Origin of the sequence: Faecalibacterium prausnitzii, assembly GCF_003287405.1 — a bacterium.
GTDB lineage: Bacteria > Bacillota > Clostridia > Oscillospirales > Ruminococcaceae > Faecalibacterium > Faecalibacterium intestinale.
Window position 1 is genome coordinate 34,868 of sequence record NZ_PRLD01000011.1, and the last position, 19,672, is coordinate 54,539.

At 58.5% G+C, this 19,672-nt stretch carries 18 protein-coding genes; 12 read left to right on the forward strand and 6 right to left on the reverse strand.

Annotated elements, in window-relative coordinates; all coding sequences use genetic code 11:
• The first annotated feature begins 73 nt into the window (after positions 1-73).
• The 5 genes from C4N24_RS10970 to C4N24_RS10990 all read left to right on the forward strand — a co-directional run bounded on the left by C4N24_RS10970 (position 74) and on the right by C4N24_RS10990 (position 3,371).
• Complete coding sequence (locus C4N24_RS10970) at positions 74-244, forward strand: DUF362 domain-containing protein (RefSeq protein WP_006735241.1); 171 nt, start codon at positions 74-76, stop codon at positions 242-244.
• A gap of 310 nt (positions 245-554) precedes the next feature.
• Entirely contained in the window at positions 555-1,229 is a 675-nt protein-coding gene (locus C4N24_RS10975) for a tRNA1(Val) (adenine(37)-N6)-methyltransferase (RefSeq protein WP_242983247.1), read from the forward strand.
• 15 nt (positions 1,230-1,244) lie between these two features.
• Entirely contained in the window at positions 1,245-2,093 is an 849-nt protein-coding gene (rsmI, locus tag C4N24_RS10980) for a 16S rRNA (cytidine(1402)-2'-O)-methyltransferase (protein WP_112091445.1), read from the forward strand.
• Between the two features lie 22 nt (positions 2,094-2,115).
• Positions 2,116-2,607, forward strand: a complete 492-nt coding sequence (locus C4N24_RS10985) for a metallophosphoesterase family protein (protein WP_112091446.1) — start codon at positions 2,116-2,118, stop codon at positions 2,605-2,607.
• Positions 2,604-3,371: a biotin--[acetyl-CoA-carboxylase] ligase gene (locus C4N24_RS10990; protein WP_097778953.1), complete on the forward strand. Its 768-nt coding sequence runs from the start codon at positions 2,604-2,606 to the stop codon at positions 3,369-3,371. Before C4N24_RS10985 ends, C4N24_RS10990 begins: the two co-directional genes overlap by 4 nt.
• A gap of 48 nt (positions 3,372-3,419) precedes the next feature.
• On the opposite strand, the gene C4N24_RS10995 is transcribed toward C4N24_RS10990, so the two are convergent.
• Complete coding sequence (locus C4N24_RS10995) at positions 3,420-4,712, reverse strand: D-alanyl-D-alanine carboxypeptidase family protein (RefSeq protein ID WP_112091447.1); 1,293 nt, start codon at positions 4,710-4,712, stop codon at positions 3,420-3,422.
• 107 nt (positions 4,713-4,819) lie between these two features.
• Here C4N24_RS10995 and C4N24_RS11000 point away from each other — a divergent pair, with 107 nt between their 5' ends.
• Complete coding sequence (locus C4N24_RS11000) at positions 4,820-5,338, forward strand: gamma carbonic anhydrase family protein (protein ID WP_112091448.1); 519 nt, start codon at positions 4,820-4,822, stop codon at positions 5,336-5,338.
• Positions 5,339-5,779: 441 nt separating this feature from the next.
• Here the strand turns inward: C4N24_RS11000 and C4N24_RS11005 are convergent, their stop codons facing one another.
• The 3 genes from C4N24_RS11005 to mgtE form a co-directional block, all read right to left on the reverse strand.
• Positions 5,780-6,745, reverse strand: a complete 966-nt coding sequence (locus tag C4N24_RS11005; RefSeq protein ID WP_112091449.1) for a hypothetical protein — start codon at positions 6,743-6,745, stop codon at positions 5,780-5,782.
• Between the two features lie 514 nt (positions 6,746-7,259).
• Positions 7,260-7,904, reverse strand: coding sequence for a rhomboid family intramembrane serine protease (locus C4N24_RS11010; RefSeq protein WP_242983248.1), 645 nt, complete (start codon positions 7,902-7,904; stop codon positions 7,260-7,262).
• 955 nt (positions 7,905-8,859) lie between these two features.
• Positions 8,860-10,434 (reverse strand): magnesium transporter, encoded by a 1,575-nt coding sequence (mgtE, locus tag C4N24_RS11015; RefSeq protein WP_112091451.1) that lies wholly within the window; start codon positions 10,432-10,434, stop codon positions 8,860-8,862.
• 790 nt (positions 10,435-11,224) lie between these two features.
• Here mgtE and C4N24_RS11025 point away from each other — a divergent pair.
• The 3 genes from C4N24_RS11025 to C4N24_RS11035 are packed head-to-tail and all read left to right on the forward strand — an operon-like array spanning position 11,225 to position 11,992.
• Positions 11,225-11,494, forward strand: coding sequence for a DUF7724 family protein (locus tag C4N24_RS11025; protein WP_112091453.1), 270 nt, complete (start codon positions 11,225-11,227; stop codon positions 11,492-11,494).
• Positions 11,487-11,711, forward strand: coding sequence for a DUF7723 family protein (locus C4N24_RS11030; protein ID WP_112091454.1), 225 nt, complete (start codon positions 11,487-11,489; stop codon positions 11,709-11,711). Before C4N24_RS11025 ends, C4N24_RS11030 begins: the two co-directional genes overlap by 8 nt.
• Positions 11,711-11,992: a DUF4160 domain-containing protein gene (locus C4N24_RS11035; RefSeq protein ID WP_112091455.1), complete on the forward strand. Its 282-nt coding sequence runs from the start codon at positions 11,711-11,713 to the stop codon at positions 11,990-11,992. The genes C4N24_RS11030 and C4N24_RS11035 overlap by 1 nt, the downstream gene beginning before the upstream one ends.
• Before the next feature lie 481 nt (positions 11,993-12,473).
• Here the strand turns inward: C4N24_RS11035 and nifJ are convergent, their stop codons facing one another.
• Positions 12,474-16,019, reverse strand: a complete 3,546-nt coding sequence (nifJ, locus tag C4N24_RS11040) for a pyruvate:ferredoxin (flavodoxin) oxidoreductase (RefSeq protein WP_112091456.1) — start codon at positions 16,017-16,019, stop codon at positions 12,474-12,476.
• Positions 16,020-16,777: 758 nt separating this feature from the next.
• Between nifJ and C4N24_RS11055 the strand changes: the two genes are divergently transcribed.
• From C4N24_RS11055 to C4N24_RS11065, 3 genes are read left to right on the forward strand one after another with little or no spacing between them, the layout of a single operon-like run.
• Positions 16,778-17,332: an NUDIX domain-containing protein gene (locus tag C4N24_RS11055; RefSeq protein ID WP_112091458.1), complete on the forward strand. Its 555-nt coding sequence runs from the start codon at positions 16,778-16,780 to the stop codon at positions 17,330-17,332.
• Complete coding sequence (locus tag C4N24_RS11060) at positions 17,329-18,024, forward strand: RluA family pseudouridine synthase (protein WP_112091459.1); 696 nt, start codon at positions 17,329-17,331, stop codon at positions 18,022-18,024. The genes C4N24_RS11055 and C4N24_RS11060 overlap by 4 nt, the downstream gene beginning before the upstream one ends.
• 1 nt (position 18,025) lies before the next feature.
• Positions 18,026-18,712: a GntR family transcriptional regulator gene (locus C4N24_RS11065; RefSeq protein WP_112091460.1), complete on the forward strand. Its 687-nt coding sequence runs from the start codon at positions 18,026-18,028 to the stop codon at positions 18,710-18,712.
• Between the two features lie 287 nt (positions 18,713-18,999).
• Here the strand turns inward: C4N24_RS11065 and C4N24_RS11070 are convergent, their stop codons facing one another.
• Positions 19,000-19,581, reverse strand: a complete 582-nt coding sequence (locus tag C4N24_RS11070; protein WP_112091461.1) for a manganese efflux pump MntP — start codon at positions 19,579-19,581, stop codon at positions 19,000-19,002.
• Positions 19,582-19,672 lie beyond the last annotated feature (91 nt).

Below are 19,672 nucleotides of genomic sequence, written 5' to 3' on the forward strand. Positions count from 1 at the left end.
GGCGTGCGTGGCCGTGCCAAGGTACGTTTCTTCATACATTACATCGGCACGGGATAAAAAAGGAGAGTTTATTATGGCACACAAGGTTTCTGACGCATGTGTTGGCTGCGGCGCTTGCGAGGGCGCTTGCCCGGTTGGCGCTATCACCATCGAGAACGGCGCTGCAGTTGTGAACGCTGATTCCTGCATCGATTGCGGTGCTTGCGAGGGTGCTTGCCCCACTGGTGCAATCGCTGCTGAATAATCAGTAGTTTTTGCTGAAAACGCATCAAAAAGGACTGCTGCACATCTGTGCAGCAGTCCTTTTTTGTGGTATCATAAAGTAAATTCATGAAAAACGCAGTTCGGCGCGTCCGCAGACGCGCCGAACTGCTGAATCAAAAACATTTTTCCGCCGCACATGGCCAAAGCACACGCGGTGGCCATTCCAAATCGTCCGCGCCAAAAAAGAGGCACTGCGCAAAACACTGCGCAGCCGCCCCGCTTTTTGTTTCATGCACAAATTCCGCAGGAAAATACCCTGCATTTTTTGGAAGGGAAACGGCACACTGTCTATGGAACATTCTACGGAAGTTTTGTATAATAGAACTATGGTCTACTGCGCCCCGGAGCACCGGTTCGGCTCGGATGCGCTGCTGCTGGCACGCTTCTGTGAGCCGAAACGCGGCCAGAAAGCCGCAGACCTGTGCTCCGGCTGCGGCATCGTGGCGCTGGAATGGCACGACCGGGGGCACCGCGGCCCCTGCACCGCGCTGGAATTGCAGCCCGAGGGCAGTGCCCTGCTGGCGGCAGCGGTGGAAGAGCAGCAGCTTACCCACATCACCCCCGCCTGTGCCGACCTGCGCACATGGCGGCAGGACGAGGGTCAATTTGACGTGTGTGCGTGCAATCCCCCTTATTTTACCGAGGGGCCGCAGAGCAAAAACGCCGCCCACGCCCTTGCCCGGCACGAAAACACCTGCGCTTTGGAGGATGTCTGTGCCTGCGGCTTCCGGCTTTTGAAGGACGGCGGGCGGCTGGCGCTGTGCCACCGCCCCGAGCGGCTGGCTGAGGTGCTTGCCGTGCTGCGCGCCCACCGGCTGGAACCCAAGCGGCTGGCCTTTGTGAAGAACGCCCCGGAAAACGCCCCGTGGCTGTTCCTTGTGGAAGCCCAGAAGAACCGTAAAACCGGCCTGCGGGTGGAGCCGGACGTGCTCATCCGCGCCGGTGCGGCGCTGTACGGACGATAAATTCAGGAGGTAATTATGGCAGGAACTCTCTACATCGTGGCGACCCCCATCGGCAATCTGGAGGATATGCCGCCCCGGGTGGCTGCCACCTTTGGCGCGGCAGACTTTATCGCCGCCGAGGACACCCGCGTGACCATGAAGCTGCTGAATTATCTGGGACTGAAAAAGCCCATGGTCAGCTACTACGAGCACGCTTTGCAGAAGGGCGAAGCCATTTTGCAGCGCATCGAGGCAGGGGAGAGCTGCGCCTTGTGCAGTGACGCCGGAATGCCCTGCGTGTCCGACCCGGGCGAGGTCATCGTGCGGGACGCGCTGGCGCGGGGCATCAAGGTGGTACCCATCCCGGCCGCTTCTGCCTGCGTTACGGCGCTGGCGGTCTCCGGGCAGGACACCTCCCGCTGGGTGTTCGAGGGCTTTCTGCCGGTGAACCGCAAGCAGAAAAAGGAGCGTCTGGCCGAGCTTTTGCAGGAAAAGCGCACGGTCATCTTTTACGAAGCGCCCCACAAGCTGCGCACCACGCTGGACGATCTGACCGCCGCCTTTGGCGCAGAGCGCAGCATTACCCTGTGCCGGGAGCTGACCAAGCTCCACGAGGAGATCTGGAAAACCACCTTGGGCGAAGCCGTGGAGCACTACCGCGCCGCCGAGCCCCGGGGCGAGTATGTGCTGGTGATGGCGGGTGCGCCCGCCGGTGCCGCCGAGGAAGAGGAGCTGACCCTGGAGCAGGCGGCGCAGCGTGCTTTTGCGCTGACCAGCGAGGGCTTCAGCGCTTCTGCCGCCGCCAAGGCTGCTGCACAGGGCACAGCCTATTCCAAGAGCGAAGTGTACAAGCAGCTGCTGCTGTTGCAGCAGGCTGCCGAATGAGTATAGAGGAGGATATCTTTCCGTGACAAAACTACTGGTCCTGAGCGACAGCCACGGCGCGCGTGACGCCATTAAGCGCATTTTGAGCAAAGAGCAGAACAACGTGGATGCCGTGATCTTTTTGGGGGACGGTCTGCGGGATCTGGAACAGGCGCTGGCCTTTTTCCCCCATCTGCGGGTATATTCCGTGGCCGGCAACTGCGATTTTGGTGCACTGGAGCCGCTGGACGGCTTGGCAGGCTTCGATCAGACGGTGGTTTTCTATACACATGGCCATATGTACGGTGTAAAATACGATCTGGATACGTTGGCAGACGCTGCCGCCGCCCGGGGCGCAGAGGTGGCGCTGTTCGGCCACTCCCACATCCCCCACGCAGAGCAGCGGGGCAATGTATTTTTGTTCAACCCCGGCTCCTGCGGGCGCTGCTACACCGGCCCGGACACCTACGGTCTGCTGACGCTGGAAAACGGCGCAGTGACCGCCTATGAGCACAAAGAGGTACCCAAGCAATGAGCATCAACGAGGTGCGCTATCTGCCGGAATGCGGCAGCACCAACGCCTATGTAAAGGAACATTTTGAAGAGTTCGGCCCGGTGGCGGCGGTGTATACCCAAAACCAGACCGCCGGGCGCGGGCGGCTTGGCCGCAGCTGGGTAAACGCCGAGGGCAAGGCGCTGTACTACACGGTGGCCATCAAGGAGCCGCTGGCGCAGCCCGCCACCCTGCCGCTGCTGGCAAGCCTTGCGGTGCGCCGCCAGCTGCAGCTGCGCTATGGCGTGGACTGCCAGATCAAGTGGCCCAACGACCTTTTGCTGAACGGTAAAAAGATCGTGGGCATCCTGTGCGAGAGCGTGAGCTACGGCTACCAGCAGCAGGGGCGCGGCATTTTGTGCGGCATTGGCATCAACCTTGCCCAGCCCCAGAGCTATTTTGACGCCGCCGACCTGCCCCACGGCACCTCGCTGGCACTGCAGGGCGCAGCGGTGGATCTTGCCACCGACCCCGCATGGCTGGCGGAGGGGCTGACAGATTTCGGCTTTGACCGCAATCTGTACACCTTTGCCCGGGACGGCTTTGCGCCCTTCCGGGAGGAGTACAAAGCCGCCTGCATCAATCTGGGCCGCCGGGTCACCTTTGACCTGCCGGACGGCAGTCAGGGCGCAGGCGAAGCCGTGGATGTGGACGCCGAAGGGCGTTTAGTGGTGCGCACCGATGCCGGGGAACAGCACGTTTTCACCGGGGAAGTGTCGGTGCACGGCATCTACGGAGCAGTATAAAGGATAAAAGCGCCTGTCCGGCTTCGCCGGACAGGCGCTTTACGCTTCCTATCTTCTCCGTTTCATCTGGCGGCGGCGCTGGTTGAGGGTCAGCCCGCCGCCGCAGCGCAGGGTGACAAAGCCCAGTGCGCACAAAATCAAAATCAGAGCGCAGAGCAGCAGCAGGGTGGCTTTGATATCGGTGCGGAAGTCCGACACATACTCCCGGTGGGTCACAAGGTCTACCTGTCCCACCTCGTAGCCGTCCAGATAGACGGTAGCGGTGCCCAGCTTCTGACCTTCCTTGACGGTAGCGGAGACGCGCTCGGGCAGGTCGAAGGAATAGCTTACCTTATCATCGCTGTGGCCGTAGCCGCTGACCGGCGCGGCGGCGTACAGCTCCACCACCGGCTCGGTGCGGCACTTGTTCAGGTCTACGGTGGTCAGCACGGTCTTGGTATCCACCAGCGGACGGTCGGCAAAGCTGGCAAACGCCCAGTCGAACAGGTCGTCGCACTCGGTAAACAGGTGCTCCAGCGTGTCGCAGCCAAGGATCACCAGCCCGTAGCTGTGGCCGTCCTGCTGGGCAAAGGCCACGATACAGCGGCCTGCCAGCGTGGTAAAGCCGCCCTTGACCCACTGGACATACTCCCGGTAGTTTGAGCTTTCGCTGTTCATCAGGCTGTTGGAGCTGCTGATGGTACGCTCTTCCTTGCGCAGATTGGTGGCAGGCATCACATAGCTGGCAGTGCCCGCCACCTGTGCAAAGGTCTGGTTCTCCGCGCAGGCGGCGGCGATCTTTGCCAGATCCTGCGCGGTGGACACGTTGCCGTAGTCAAACAGGCCGTGGGCACAGGTAAAGTTCGTGCCGGTGCAGCCCAGTTCTGCCGCCTTGGCGTTCATCTGCTGCACAAAGCCCACCACGCTGCCCCCCACGTCCCACGCGATGACGCTGGCGGCGTCGTTGGCGCTGACGATGAGCATGGCGTTCAGCAGGTCGATGCGGCGCACGGTCTCGCCGATGCGCAGCCCTATGGTGGTGCCGTTGGCGTTCTGGATATCCTTGAACTCCTGCGTCAGGTCGGTGGGCACGGTCACTTCACCGTTCAGGTCCTTGCCGCTTTCCACCAGCAGCAGGGCGGTCATCAGCTTGGTCAGGCTTGCCACATATTTCTGCTGGTCGGCGTTCTGACTCAGGATGGTCTTGCCGGTGTCCGCGTTGAACAGATACACCGACTCGGTCTCGGTAGCGGTCTGGACGGGCATGGGGTATGCCGCAAACCCCGGCAGCGCTGCCGAAAGAGCCACTGCCAATGTGAGCACCAGCGCCGCCAGCCGGCGGCAGAACGTGTTATGAAGCATGAGCGTACCCCCTTGAATCCCGCTCCGGCAAAACCGGCGCGCACATTTTTGTTCCTTACTTATAAGAATACCATAAAAGAACCAAAAGAGAAAGGTGGTTTTTAACAATGTTCTTATCCTTTTGTGGAAAAACGCCCCGCGATGAGGGCGCAGCTTTTGTAGCTCCCAGCGCCACCGTGCAGGGGGATGTGGTTTTAAAGCCCGGCTCTACCGTCTGGTACGGCGCGGTGCTGCGCGGCGATGACGGCACGCTGACCATCGGCAAAAACAGCAACGTGCAGGACAACGCGGTGCTGCACTGCGACATTGGCGGCTGCGTGACCCTTGGCGAAAACGTCACGGTAGGGCACTGCGCACTGGTGCACGGCTGCACCGTAGGGGACGGCAGTCTGATCGGGATGCACGCCACATTGCTGAACCACTGCGTGGTGGGCAAAAACTGCATCATCGGGGCAGGGGCGCTTGTGCCGGAGGGCATGGTCATCCCGGACAATTCGGTGGCGGTGGGCGTGCCCGCCCGGGTCATCAAGCAGGTGAGCGCGGCGCAGGTGGAAGCCAACCTGCACAATGCTGCCCATTATGTGGAGCACGGCAGACTGCACGCGGAGCAGATGAAAAACGGGTGAGAGTGCGGCGCTGCGCGGGGGAATCAACCTCGCCCTCTCAGGCGCTTTCGCGCCAGCTCTCCCAAAGGGAGAGCCCTTGGCAGTCCACACAAGCTTCATCTCTTTGCCAAGGCCTCTCCCTTTGGGAGAGGTGGATGCGAACGCAGTGAGCAGACGGAGAGGGCGAGCACGCTGCCCATCAGAACACGCGCGACTTCTCAAACGTTTCATTTTGTATTTTTTTCGCAGTGCGGTACAAAGTTTCAGGAACTTTTTTGATTTTTCACAAAAATGTAATGACTTTTTTCGTAAAATCGGGTATACTGTATCTTGCAGGGACAGTGGGGCCGCAACCACTTCCCCGCACATGATTCCTCCTCACACCAAAGCAATACCCCAAACAAGAACCCCCTCCGGTGTACCGCAAGCGCCGGAGGGGGTTCTTGTTGTTTCGTTATTTTTTCAAAGGGTACGCAGCTTTGCCGCAAACACCGAGAGCACCACTTTGGGGTTCACCTGTGCGCCCAGCCGCTGCAAGGCGGCATCTGCCAGACGCACCGCCTGCCGCGCCTGTGTGCCCTGCACCGGGGCGCGGGGACTGCTGCGCAGACCAGCTGCTGCCACGGCGCGAAAATCGGTCAGCAGGGCGGCTGCGGCGGCTTTATCCTTTTCGTAAGCGGCAAGCAGCACGGCGGCGGTGTAGCTGTCCCGGGCGGCGGCAGCGCGGGCAAGTTCCAGCGCCTTTTCTACCTGTGCGGCGCGGGCTTCGTCCCGGGCGACCGCCAGCACCGTGCCGATATGACCATCGAACAGCTCACTGTACAGTGCGGCTGTTTTTTTATCCACCCCCTGCGCCGCGCAGTAGCGGGTGCAGTCGGCGGGGGACACCGGTGCCACCGCAAAGCTGACGCAGCGGCTGCGGATGGTGGGCAGCACGCTGGCCAGCGAATCCGCCGTGAGCAGGAACAGCACCCCCTCCGGCGGCTCTTCCATGACCTTGAGCAGGGCGTTGGCGGATTCCTCGTTCATCCGCTCCACATGGTACAAAAGCACCGCGCGCCCCTCGGCGGAAAGGCTGGTGTTGAAAATTTCGCTGCGCATGGCGGTGACCTGACCGACCAGATACTTCCCGCCGCTGCCCATACCGGACACCGAGATGGCTTCCCGCACGATGCCGGTCTCCACCGTGCCGCTGTCGCGCTTACCGGCCTTTGCCACGGCGCGGCAGCACTCGCCGCGCAAAAGGGCTTCGGCGGCGGCACCGCCTGCCGGGTAGAGGTAGTCGGCGGCGATGCAGCGGGCGGCAAAGCCGGTGCCAAGACCGGCTTCGCCCACCAGCAGCACACTATGGGTCAGCCGGCGGGTGGCCAGCATCTGCTGCACGCTGGTTTTCAGTTCTGCGTTGCCTTCCATGCGGTCCAGCATCATGATGGGGGTACTCCTTTTGTGAGACGTAAGACGATTTAAAATGGCTTCCGCTGCGCTCTAGCCATGTTCAGCGGAAAGATTATTTTATATTTCGCAATTCTGGAAAATCTGCGGAGCTTGTCGGGGCAAAGCCCCTCCATCTGCTAACGCAGACCGCTCTGCCGCTTAAAAGCCCCACTGGGGCTTTCATTGCTACGCAAACGCGGATTTTCCAGAATTGCCTTTTCACGGGTAGGGTCGTGGAGGAAAACGGCAGCTGCCGCGCTTGTTTCCTGCGGAAACAGCCGCGCAGTGGGCAGCTGGCTCGCCCTCTCCGTCACGGCTTACGCCGTGCCACACTCCCCCTTTTGTCGCTGCGCGACATCTTCCCCCGGAGCGGGGGAAGTCTTTCCTCAAAGGGAGAGGCTCTGGCGAAACCGGAAACTTTGCCGCTATGCCAAGGGCTCTCCCTTTGGGAGAGCTGGCAAGCCCGACAGGGCTTGACTGAGAGGGCGAGGACGCTTCACGGGAGGATTTACCTTCTATTCTTCCTCTTCCACTGCTCCCGGCGCACCCATGCGCGGAGAGAGCGGTAGGCCATGGGGGCAAAGAAGAGCCAGACGTTGAGCATGGACAGCAGATAGTCCAGCTTGCCGGGCAGGGAAGCGCCCAGAAAGCTGAACACCCACAGCACAGCCGCAAAAATGCCGAAGTACTTCACCCGGATGGGGATGACAAAGAAGAGCAGCAGCTGCACCTCCGGGTACAGCATGGCAAAGGCCAGCAGCAGTGAGAGGGACAGGCAGTAGGTGCTGGCGGTCACGCCGGTGAGCAGACAGCCCAGCACTGTGCCCAGCACGCCGGACAGCAGATACACCGTGTAGCGGAAATCGCCCCACTCCCGTTCCAGCGCCGTACCGACGAACCATGTGAAGTAGATGCCCAGCACCACGCTGAGGATGCTGCCGCCGGAAAAGGGGATGAATATAAAGCTGATCACCCGCCAGATCTGCCCCTGCAGCAGCAGGCTGCGGCTGAGCCCCAGCCAGTAGGGGATGGTGCGGTCAACAAACAGCTCGATGGCCAGCACTAAGATCTGCCCCGCCACCAGAATATTGGTCAGGTTCGGGATGCCATAGCGGCCATACTTGCGCTCCAGCCTGTTCAGCCAGTTGTTCATGTGTTTCGCCTCCGTTGCGGGATGCCCCGCCAGTTTCATGTTACTCCTATTTTACCATGACAGGCCCCCGCATTCAAGAAAATCCACGCGGAAGGCGTTGAAATCAACTTTCGCAGCTTGCCCCAGAGCAAAAGCCTTCACCCCTTGGGGGGAAGGTGGCGCGTAGCGCCGGATGAGGGGTAACTACGGCAACAGCGCCCTCATCAGTCACCTGCGGTGACAGCTTCCCCCGTCCGGGGGAAGCCTTCAGCGGAAAACCGATTTTTTCACCCCGCAGCCGCCGGGGTGTGGAAAAGGCGGAAAAAACACAGCATTCATGCGGGTTTTAAGTCCCAAAACGACAACCGGAAATTGTATAGACTATCCGTTCTGGAATGAACTTTTCACTTTTTCCACCGGGTTTTCCACCGTTTTTGTGAAAAAGAAGCGCAGTTTCCAACGATGTTTTCCACCTTTTCCACATAGTTTTCCACATCCAGTGGAGGAAAGTCCTATACAAGCCGTAATGGATGCCGCCGCATTCTGGAAGTTTCTGGGCTAAAATGTGGGCATTCTGCCTTTTATAAAAAAGAAAGTCGAAGGTTTTTCTTTTGTTTTTACAGTTTACTCCGGCTTACGGTTTTGCTTTTCTCCAATCTGGAATTTTGCCCCGGGCAGTTTTCCACAAACCGCCGGGGAGAAAAACCCGGTGTGGAAAACGGACACAAACAGCGGTTTTCCACACTGGAAAAAGCTGCTGCACAAGGGTAGCATCCTCGCCCTCTCAGTCACCTTCGGTGCCAGCTCTCCCAAAGGGAGAGCCTTTGGCAGTCCACGCAAACTTCATCTCTTTGCCAAGGCCTCTCCCTTTGGGAGAGGTGGATGCGAACGCAGTGAGCAGACGGAGAGGGCGAGGATTCTAAAAAAGCACCCCGGACAAGCGAGTTTGCTTGTCCGGGGTGCAGTAGCTGACAGCTTACATCATATTGCGGAACACCAGCTGTGCGATCTGGAAATAGAGGATCAGGCTGCAGGCGTCCACAATGGTGGTGATGAAGGGGGTAGCCATAATAGCGGGGTCGGCACCCAGCTTTTTGGCGGCAAGCGGCAGCATACCGCCCACCAGTTTTGCCAGAATGACGCTGAAGAACAGCGACACGCTGACCACGATGGCGTAGCCCATCACGTTGGCGTACTGACCGGGGAAGAGGAAGGTGTACATCAGGTAGATGCGCAGGCCGTTCACAACGCCCAGCACCGCGCCCACGATGGCAGACACCCGCAGCTCCTTGGCCAGCACCCGCACAAAGTCGGCGGGCTCTACCTCGCCCAGTGCCAGACCGCGCACCATCAGGGTGCTGATCTGGTTGCCGCAGTTACCGGCGGTATCCATCAGCATGGGCATGAAGGACACCAGCAGCGGCAGGCTGACAAAGGCTTCCTCGTAGTGGGTGGTGACCATGCCGGTAAAAGTAGCGGACAGCATCAGGATCAGCAGCCACGGGATGCGCTGCTTGGCGTGGGTCCACACGCTGGTGCCAAAGTAGGTGGTGGCGTCGTCATCCGGGAGAATGGCGGCCATCTTCTGCATATCCTCGGTGCTCTCGTCGGTCAGAACGTCAATAGCATCGTCGATGGTGATGATACCCACGAACATCCCCTCGTTGTCCAAAACGGGCATGGCGGTAAAGTCGTAGCGCTGCATCTCACGGGCCACGAACTCCTGATCGTCGGTGACCTTCACGGTGACCAGATTGTCCTCCATGATCTCCGTGATGGGGGTCTTGGGGTCTGCCAGCAGCAGATTGCGGGCCGAGACAACGCCCTGCAGCCGGTTGCTCTCCACCACATAGCAGGTGTAGACGGTCTCGGCATTCTCGCCCTGCTTGCGGATGGCGGCAAAAGCCTGTTCCACCGTCATATCCATGCGCAGACGCACATATTCCGGGGTCATCAGGCTGCCGGCAGAGCTTTCCGGGTAGTTCAGCAGCTTGTTCAGGCTCTCGCGGGTCTCCCGGGAGGATTTTTCCAGCACCCGCTTGACCACGCCTGCGGGCATATCTTCCAGCAGGTCGGCGGCATCGTCAAGGCTCATCTCCTCGATGGCGCTCACCAGTTCCACGTCCGAGAAGGCGTTTACCAGATCGTCCCGGGCTTCGTCGGACATATAGGCAAAGGCTTCGGTGGCAACTTCCTTTTTCAGCAGACGGAACACCACCAGACGGTTGTTCTCGTCCAGTTCTTCCAGCAGCTCGGCAAGGTCGGCGGGCTGCTCTTCCTCGGTCACCTCGCGCAGCTTGACGTACTGCTTTTTGATCAGCAGCTTCAGCAGACGGCTCTTGGTCAGCATCTCGGGGTTTGCCTTGACCTCTTCGTCATTGGCTTCCTCCCGCTCTGCCTCCCGCATATCCTGCTTCAGATCCTCGGTGGCTTCCTCGTTCAGATCCTCCGCCAGCTTCTGACGCACCTCGGCGGGAATATCGGCGGGCAGCTCCTGCACCGGCAGGTTCTGTTCCGTGTTGGTTTCCAGCTTCTTTTCTTCCATTTCCATGGGCTACCTCCTCTGGGCACTATACGGCGCGGAGGGCTTTCTCCGCGCCGGAGGATGCAGCAGGTCGGGAAACAAAAAACGCGCCGCCCGGTGCCGGAATGCCGCAAAAGCAGCCGTTTCCGCGCACGCAAAGCCGCGCCTTTCCTATGCCGGGGGCTTTTTATAAGCCGCCGGGGGCAAAAAGGCGAACGCAGTACTTTTTGTTGTCCGATCTACCGCATCGGTGGAGCTACTTCGACTATGATCAGGGTCCATTGTCCTGCGTTCACCTCCCAGTTTTCGTAAATTCCGCAGCCGCAGCACCCGCGCCGGGCGCTGCATTGGCTATATCCTTTTTTATTATAGCGCCGCAAAAAAAGGGGGTCAACCCTAAAGCGAGGTTTTGCAAAGATTTTTATCGCAAGGCAAGAAATCAGTGCAACATTCAAACAGCATATTTGCGATATGCAATTCAACGTTGTTGCCGCTGCATTAAAAAGTTGAATTGCAATACGGCGTCTTACAGAAACAAAACACCCTTCTCCGTGTTGCGGCACACAGAGAAGGGTGTTTTGCTTGGATATTGCCTTGGTGTGAGGAGGAATCATGTTACTTGGGAAGTGGTTGCGGCCCCGCTTCCCATGGCAAAAGTATAACAGCTTTCACCATTCATTTCGTTAAGAAGCTATGAAGAAACTGTAAAAAGGAAGCGGAAAATTCTGGAAGATTTTGTGATAAGCTTTTTGGTTGACGTTCGGTTGCAGAGATGCTAAAATGAAACTGTAAAAGCAGCCATGAAGGAGGTACTCTTATGAGCGATTGTGCATTTTTGAACAACAGCGGTAATTTTACCGCGTTCACCTACAACGGCAGAACCATCCGGTTCCGCACACCTTCTTCGCTGGAACGTTACACGGATATTCTGGAATGGGACAAGGGCTATCTTGTAGTCATGGCAAAATACAAGGGTGCTCCCGCAGAAGAAGAGTATATCGATCTGGTTCCCATCCTGAACAATTTGTATATTGATGCCGATGCTTTTTTAAAGCCGATCCGAAAGGTAGAGTTGCAATATGCCTGATATTTTAAGCGTTGCTGACCACGCAGACATGATCGTAAATGGCTATGCCTTTTCAAAAAGCAATGATTCTGTCCGTGTTTTGAATTTGAATAACCCCGCAAGTGCCTGTGTACTGTCTGCCGATGGAAAGGTACTGGAAACCACCATGGATGATATTGAATTAGCCATTGTTCAGGACTATTACAGCCGGAACCGGAAGCATCTGGAGGAATCGTAATGCCGAAATATTATGATTTCAAAATTTGCGGTTACTATCTTTATTTTACCGCGCACTGCATCATTGAATGTATGCACGTCCATGCCAGTGACCGTAAATTGACTGAGGGCGGTTCTGCAAAATTCTTTGTAAAAAGCAATGGAGACACTGTGATACAAAATCGCGGGGTGCTGACCGACAGGGAACTGAGCAAGATTCAAAGTTTCATCAAAGACAACTATAAGGAAATGTACCTCAAGTGGGCATCTATGAGCGAAAATGGTTTCTTTGGCGAGAACTGATGCAAAATTAAATTCAGCAAGTGCTGCTGCACCGGACAACGTGCAGCAGCACTTGCTGTTTTTTTTTACAAAAAAATACGCCCCGGTCACCTTGCGGTGAGCGGGGCGCTAAAAACTGATGCAGTTTTTTCACTGAGACAAGATCCCTGCAAAGCAGGTCTTATGCCGCAGGCGGAGCAAGGTATCTGCACGCAGACCTTATGCTCCTGACACACGCGGGGTGTGCTCTCAAGGGCCCTCGCGGGCGCTTTGGTATCTCAAGCCCCTGCGCAAAAGGCGGGGAATGAAATCAGGTTTTTCGACCGTTCTGTCAGGTACAGGGCAAAACGTTCAGCCTGTTCTGTGCACGGCAAAGGCAAATTCCACAGTTCCGCACCGCTGCATTGCGCAGTAACCGCCGATGCGGGGCTGCCGCTCTTCACACGGGAAAGAGCAGGAGCCGCTGGTTCATTTGGTGTCTCTGCCGCTGCTTTGAAACAGCTTACTTGTACAGCTCGACCAGACGGGTCAGGTGCTCGTAGCGGTCGTTTGCAACCTCCTGGTTGCGAGCGAACAGCTCCTTAGCACGCTCGGGGAAGGCGCGAGTCAGACGGCTGTAACGGGTCTCGTTTGCCAGCAGAGCCTGATACTTCTCGTTGTCCACAGCCTTGGAGGTCAGGGTGAAGGGGTTCTTGCCCTGAGCCTTGTTGGCGGGGTTGAAGGTGAACAGGTTCCAGTAGCCAGCCTCGACTGCCTTCTTCATCTCGTTCTGGCAGTTGGTCATGCCGCCCTTGACACCGTGCAGCTCGCAGGGAGCGTAGCCGATGATCAGAGAGGGGCCGGGGTAAGCCTCAGCCTCGGCAATCGCCTTGACAGCCTGGTTCATGTTAGCGCCCAGAGCGATCTGAGCAACATAGATGTAACCGTAGGTCATTGCGATCTCGGACAGGCTCTTCTTGCTGATCTCCTTACCCGCAGCAGCGAACTGGCAGACCTCGCCGATGTTGGAGGCCTTGGAAGCCTGTCCACCGGTGTTGGAGTACATCTCAGTATCGAAGACCATCACGTTGACATCCTCGCCGGAAGCCAGAACGTGATCCAGACCGCCGAAGCCGATGTCGTATGCCCAGCCGTCGCCGCCGAAGATCCAGACGGACTTCTTGGCGATGTACTGCTTGCTCTTCAGGATCTCTGCAGACTTCTCGCAGCCGGCAGCAGCAGCCTTCTCCAGCTCAGCGATCAGGGCCTTTGCGGGCTCGTCGTTGGCCTTGGTGTTGTTCTTGGTAGCCATGAACTGCTCGAAAGCAGCCTTCAGCTCAGCAGAAGCCTTGTCGGAACCAGCAACCTCTGCGATCTCCTTGATCAGGTTCTCGCGGACGGTCTTCTGGCCGATGTACAGGCCCAGACCATGCTCTGCGTTATCCTCGAACAGGGAGTTGCACCATGCAGGACCATGGCCGCTGTCCTTGTTGACGGTGTACGGAGAGATGGAAGCGGTGCCGCCCCAGATAGAGGAGCAGCCGGTAGCGTTGGAGATGTACATCTTCTCGCCGAACAGCTGAGTGATCAGGCGAGCGTAAGAGGTCTCGGCACAGCCTGCGCAGGAGCCAGAGAACTCCAGCAGGGGCTGGTTGAACTGAGAGCCCATAACGGTGTCATCAGCCATCTTGGTAGCCTTCTTGGAGATGTTGGCCACGCAGTAGTCAAAGACTGCCTGCTGATCGGCCTGGCTGTCCTGAGGAACCATGGTGATAGCCTTGGTGGGGCAGACGGTGACGCACTCGCCGCAGCCCATGCAGTCCAGCGGAGAAACAGCCATAACAAACTTGTACTCGGGGGTCAGCTTGTTATCGCGGCTCTTGGTCTGGGCAGGAGCAGCTGCCAGCTCGTCAGCGGTCAGCAGGAAGGGACGGATGGTTGCATGAGAGCACACGAATGCACACTGGTTGCAGCCAACGCACTTTGCAGCATCCCACTCGGGGACGTTGACAGCAGTGCCGCGCTTCTCGTATGCAGAAGCGCCCTGCTCCCACTCGCCGTTTGCATTTGCCACGAAGGAGGAGACAGGCAGGCTGTCGCCATCCATACGGGCAATGGGCTCCATGACGTCGCGGATCTGCTTGACCAGTTCCGGACGGCCAGCCAGAGCCTTGGGTGCGGGATCAGCCTCGGGGTTGGACCAGGATGCGGGCACGTCTACCTTGTGGATAGCGTCAACGCCTGCGTCAATGGCCTTCCAGTTCATCTCAACGACGTCCTGGCCCTTCTTGCCGTAGCTCTTCTGAGCGGCCTGCTTCATGAAGTTGATGGCGTCATCAATGGGCATGACGTCAGCCAGCTTGAAGAATGCAGACTGCAGGATGGTGTTGGTGCGCTTGCCCATGCCGATCTCGATAGCCTTATCGATAGCATTGATGGTATACAGCTGGATGTTGTTGTCAGCGATATACTTCTTTGCCTCGGCGTTCAGGTGCTGGCCCAGCTCCTCATCGGACCACTGGCAGTTGATCATGAACACGCCGCCGGGCTTGACATCTTGGACCATCTTCATGCCCATGTGGATGTAAGCGGGGTTGTGGCAGGCCACGAAGTCAGCCTGGTTGATGTAGTAGGGGCTGCGGATGGGCTTGTCGCCGAAACGCAGGTGGCTGATGGTCACGCCGCCGGTCTTCTTGGAGTCATACTGGAAGTATGCCTGAACATACTTGTCGGTATGGTCGCCAATGATCTTGACGGAGTTCTTGTTTGCGCCGACGGTGCCGTCGCCGCCCAGACCCCAGAACTTGCACTCCTTGGTGCCAGCAGCTGCGGTGATGGGAGCGGGCTTGACCTCGGGCAGGGACAGGAAGGTGACGTCATCGGTGATACCCAGAGTGAAACGCTCCTTCGGCTGATCCTTCTCCAGCTCCTTGAACAGAGCGAAGATGGAGGACGGGGGAGTGTCCTTGCTGCCCAGACCGTAGCGGCCGCCGGTCAGAACGACATCGTTCAGGCCAGCCTCACGCAGGGTAGCGGCAACATCCAGATACAGGGGCTCGCCCAGAGAGCCGGGCTCCTTGGTGCGGTCCAGCACAGCCACCTTCTTGGCGGTCTTGGGCAGGACCTTCAGCAGAGCGGAGGACACCCAGGGACGGTACAGGCGGACCTTGATGATACCGACCTTCTCGCCCTTGGCGTTCAGGTAGTCGATGACCTCGTCAGCAACGTCGCAGATGGAGCCCATAGCCACGATCACACGGTCAGCATCGGCTGCGCCGTAGTAGTTGAACAGATCGTAGTTGGTGCCCAGCTTTGCGTTGATCTTAGCCATGTACTTCTCAACAACAGCCGGCAGAGCGTTGTAAACGCTGTTGCAGGCCTCGCGGTGCTGGAAGAACACGTCGCCGTTCTCGTGGGAACCGCGCATCTTGGGGCTTTCGGGGTTCAGAGCCTTCTTGCGGAACTCCTCAACAGCCTCCATGTTGCACATTTCCTTCAGATCAGCGTAGTCCCACTTCTCGATCTTCTGGTACTCGTGAGAGGTACGGAAGCCATCGAAGAAGTTCAGGAAGGGAACCTTGCCCTCGATGGCGCACAGATGTGCGACAGGGGACAGATCCATAACTTCCTGCACGCTGCTCTCGACCAGCATTGCAAAGCCGGTCTGGCGGCAAGCCATAACGTCGCTGTGATCACCAAAGATGTTCAGGGACTGGGTAGCAACGGTACGTGCAGAAACATCGAACACGCAGGGCAGCTGCTCAGCAGCGATCTTGTACATGTTGGGGATCATCAGCAGCAGGCCCTGAGAAGCGGTGAAGGTGGTGGTAACAGCACCTGCACCCAGAGAGCCGTGGACAGCACCAGCGGCGCCGGCCTCGGACTCCATCTCAACGACCTTGACCTGGTTGCCGAAGATGTTCTTCTGGCCGGCTGCAGACCACTGGTCCACAGAGTCAGCCATCGGAGAAGACGGGGTAATGGGGTAGATGGCAGCCACGTCCGTGTAGGCATACGCTACATGGGCGGCAGCGGTATTGCCATCCATAGTTTGCTTTGCTCTAGGCATTTTTCTTCCTCCATTATTCAGAATTTGGTACCTTTTGCGCGGGGCAATATGCCCGCTGGGACCGGAGAACCCCATAAAAGGCACTATTGCTTGTATACTATAATAGCAGATTCCGGCAATAAAGTAAACGCAAACCGCCCGACAAACGCACCAAAAATTAAGAAATTTTTTAGCGGTTTTGTACTTTCTTTAGTGCGCTAAAGCAAGCAGTGATGCTGATTTTCGGTTTTTGCCCACCGTCGCTTCCAGAAATTGTGATTTTTTTCGCGAAAGGAAACTCCCTCAGTCAAAACCTGACGGTTTTGCCAGCTCCCTCGGGGAGGGAGCCTCTGGCGCGCCCGCAAGCTTTTCGCTTTAGCCGGAAACTTTGCCGCTATGCCAAAGGCCCCATCTTAGAGGGGGCTGGCATCGCGCAGCGATGACTGGGGGAGTTCAGGCAAGCGTCCTCGCCCTCTCCGTCTTTGCTTCGCAAATCCACACTCCCCCTTTTGTCGCTTTGCGACATCTTCCCCCGGCGCGGGGGAAGTCTTTCCTCAAAGGGAGAGGCCTTGGCAAAGAGATGAAGTTTGCGGGGACTGCCAAGGGCTCCCACTTTGGGGGAGCTGGCAAAGCCGACAGGCTTTGACTGAGAGGGCGAGCCAGCTAAAGGTTTTCCCTCTCCTCTTGTATTTATCATATCTTTATTGACAACAAACCGCACTTTGCCGTAAACTGAGAGCATAAAACCGGCGCTGCGCCGGAAAAGGGGCGTAAAACAAATGAACGATACCGTACACTTTGAAAAAACTCTCTCCAGCGAGACCCTGTTCGAGGGGCGGGTCATCACCCTGACCAAGGACACCGCGCTGCTGGAAAACGGCAAGACCGCTACCCGCGAGGTGGTGCACCACCACGGCGGCGCCTGCATCCTGCCTTATTTTGCAGACGGCTCCATCTGCATGGTGCGGCAGTTCCGCTATGCCATGCAGCAGCAGCTGTGGGAGCTGCCCGCCGGTAAGCTGGAAAAGGGCGAGGACCCCTTTGCAGCTGCCAAACGGGAGCTGGAAGAGGAGTGCGGTCTGACCGCCGACAACTACATCTCGCTGGGCGAATTCTACCCCACCGTGGGCTACGATACCGAGGTCATCTACACATGGGTCGCCACCGGTCTGCACGAGACCAAGATGCACCTTGATGCGGACGAGTTCCTGACTCCCGACCGGGTGCCGCTGGAAAAGGCGTATCAGATGGTCATGAGCGGCGAGATCAAGGACGGCAAGACCATTGCGGGCATCCTGAAGCTGAAGGCTCTGCTGGCCGAGGGCAAGCTGTGATCTTATACGAGGATGCCGCCCTTGTGGTGCTGGACAAGCCTGCCGGGCTTTCCAGCGAGGAGGGCGTGCCCGCCGCGCTGCGCGCCCACTGGAACGCGCCCGATGCCTTTGTGGGGGTGGTGCACCGGTTGGACACCGGTGTGTCCGGGTTGATGGTCTATGCCCGCACCCCGGCAGCTGCCGCCGCCCTGAGCCGTCAGGTCACCCAAAGTCAGGACGCCTACGCCGTGCAGGATGGCCGCGCCGAGGGCAAAGCCGCCGCGCCGCAGTTCGTCAAGCAGTACCGCGCCGTCCTCGCCGGTGTGCCGGACGCGCAGCTGCCCGCCGCCGGAGTGCTGCGGGACTACCTGTTCAAGGACAGCCGCAAGGGCAGGGTGTTCCCGGTCAGCCGTTCCCGCAAGGGGGTGCGGGAGGCGGTGCTGGAATACCGCATCCTTGCCACGGCAGGGGAGAACAGCCTTGCCGAGATCACCCTGCACACCGGGCGCACCCATCAGATCCGGGTACAGTTTGCCAGCCGCAAACACCCGCTGTACGGCGACGGCAAATACGGCAGCCGCCAGAAGGGCAGCATCGCCCTGCAAAGCTGCGGCCTGCGCTTTGTGCACCCGGACACCGGCAAGCCCATGGCCTTTTCTCTGCCCCTGCCCGCCGCCGCACCGTGGAAGGAGTTTTTGGAATTAGGTGAGTGATATGGAACAGCAATACAAGACTGATGCCGAAATTTACGCCGTGCTGGAGCGGGAGATCATCGATCTGACCATCCGTCCCGGTTCTGCGCTGAGTGAGAATCCGCTGTGCACCCGGTTCGGTGCGCCGCGCTCCATGATCCGGGTGGTGCTGCAAAAACTGCAGGAAAACGGGCTGGTGCGCATCGTGCCCTACAAGGGCACCACCGTCACCCGGCTGAACCGGCGCATCGTGGACGAGCTGATCTACGAGCGCACCGCTGTGGAGGGGCGCATCCTGCGCGATTTTGCCCCCATCGCCACCCCGGCGCAGCGGGCGCAGATCCGTGCGCGGGTGGACGCATACGAAGCCCTTGCCCGCGCCGAGAACCCGGACTTCAACAAGCTGTACGAAGCCGACTGCCGCCTGCACGAGACGTGGTTTTCTGCCATGGACAAGATGTACCTGTGGAGCACCCTGCAGAACGCCCACGCCGATTACAGCCGTTTCCGTATGCTGGACACCATGACCACCGGCGGGTTGGACGAGGTGATTGCCGACCACCGCAACCTGCTGAACGCCATCGAGCGGTGCGACCTTGCCGCCTTTGAGCCGCTGGTGGAGCGGCACCTATACGGCGGTATCCGCCGCCTTGGCAGCAAGCTGACCAAGGAATACGCCGACTTTTTTGAGCCGGAGACCGTGAAATAATGCCAAATTGTTCCACGGGGAACAAAGACGAAAAACTCCCCCAGTCATCGCTACGCGATGCCAGACTCCCCCTTTTGTCACCTGCGGTGACATCTTCCCCCGGAGCGGGGGAAGTCGTCCTCTGGGATGGGGCCTTTGGCATGGCGATAAACTTTCCGGTCAAACCGTGAAGTTTCCGGTTCCGCCAGAGGCTCCCTCCCCGAGGGAGCTGTCGCGGCGTATGCCGTGACTGAGGGAGTTAAAGCAAAAAGCCCGGAGTGTCCGCAGACGCTCCGGGCTTTTTATATTCAGAACACCCCGGTGATGAAGATCTCCAGTCCGATGCCGATAAGGATGACGCCGCCCAGGATATTCGCCTTGCCGGAAAGCTGTGTGCCGAACTTTTTGCCGATGCGCAGACCCGCCATGCAGAGGATGAAGGTGACCACCGCAATGATGATAGCAGCGGTGAGCGCCATCAGCCAGCCGTATTCCGAGATGGTAAAGCCCACCGAGAGCGCATCAATGCTGGTGGCGACACCCTGCATGAACAGCGCCCCGGCGCTGAGCTCTGCCGCTTCTTCGGCTTCCTCGCCGTGGATACCGTCCATCAGCATCTTGCCGCCGATGTAGCTCAGCAGCGCCAGCGCGATCCACGGGATCAGGGTCTCGAAGGACGCAAACAGCTCCACGATGGTATGCACGCACACCCAGCCGATCATAGGCATTGCGGCCTGAAAAATGCCAAAAGTGCCCGCGATTTTGCACATCGTGCCCTTGTTCATTTTAGGGTCGTGCAGGCCGTTTGCCATGGACACCGAAAACGCATCCATCGCAAGCCCCACGCCCAGCAAAACGCTGTTGAGAAAAAACACAAAACTCCATTCCATTCTGTCTGCCTCCTGTTTGTTGACCGTAATCCAAACCAAAACAAAACCCGGCCCCGGGCGCATTGTACGTCCGGGACCGGGTGATTTTTTG

Bases quoted from the DNA above. Each gene is read 5' to 3' on its own strand.
- C4N24_RS11005 (WP_112091449.1), bottom strand. From the start codon at position 6,745: ATGATGCTGGACCGCATGGAAGGCAACGCAGAACTGAAAACCAGCGTG.
- rsmI (WP_112091445.1), top strand. From the start codon at position 1,245: ATGGCAGGAACTCTCTACATCGTGGCGACCCCCATCGGCAATCTGGAG.
- C4N24_RS10975 (WP_242983247.1), top strand. From the start codon at position 555: ATGGAACATTCTACGGAAGTTTTGTATAATAGAACTATGGTCTACTGC.
- C4N24_RS11035 (WP_112091455.1), top strand. From the start codon at position 11,711: ATGCCGAAATATTATGATTTCAAAATTTGCGGTTACTATCTTTATTTT.
- C4N24_RS11030 (WP_112091454.1), top strand. From the start codon at position 11,487: ATGCCTGATATTTTAAGCGTTGCTGACCACGCAGACATGATCGTAAAT.
- C4N24_RS11070 (WP_112091461.1), bottom strand. From the start codon at position 19,581: ATGGAATGGAGTTTTGTGTTTTTTCTCAACAGCGTTTTGCTGGGCGTG.
- C4N24_RS11055 (WP_112091458.1), top strand. From the start codon at position 16,778: ATGAACGATACCGTACACTTTGAAAAAACTCTCTCCAGCGAGACCCTG.
- nifJ (WP_112091456.1), bottom strand. From the start codon at position 16,019: ATGCCTAGAGCAAAGCAAACTATGGATGGCAATACCGCTGCCGCCCAT.
- C4N24_RS11010 (WP_242983248.1), bottom strand. From the start codon at position 7,904: ATGAACAACTGGCTGAACAGGCTGGAGCGCAAGTATGGCCGCTATGGC.
- C4N24_RS11065 (WP_112091460.1), top strand. From the start codon at position 18,026: ATGGAACAGCAATACAAGACTGATGCCGAAATTTACGCCGTGCTGGAG.
- mgtE (WP_112091451.1), bottom strand. From the start codon at position 10,434: ATGGAAATGGAAGAAAAGAAGCTGGAAACCAACACGGAACAGAACCTG.
- C4N24_RS11025 (WP_112091453.1), top strand. From the start codon at position 11,225: ATGAGCGATTGTGCATTTTTGAACAACAGCGGTAATTTTACCGCGTTC.
- C4N24_RS10990 (WP_097778953.1), top strand. From the start codon at position 2,604: ATGAGCATCAACGAGGTGCGCTATCTGCCGGAATGCGGCAGCACCAAC.
- C4N24_RS11000 (WP_112091448.1), top strand. From the start codon at position 4,820: ATGTTCTTATCCTTTTGTGGAAAAACGCCCCGCGATGAGGGCGCAGCT.
- C4N24_RS10970 (WP_006735241.1), top strand. From the start codon at position 74: ATGGCACACAAGGTTTCTGACGCATGTGTTGGCTGCGGCGCTTGCGAG.
- C4N24_RS10995 (WP_112091447.1), bottom strand. From the start codon at position 4,712: ATGCTTCATAACACGTTCTGCCGCCGGCTGGCGGCGCTGGTGCTCACA.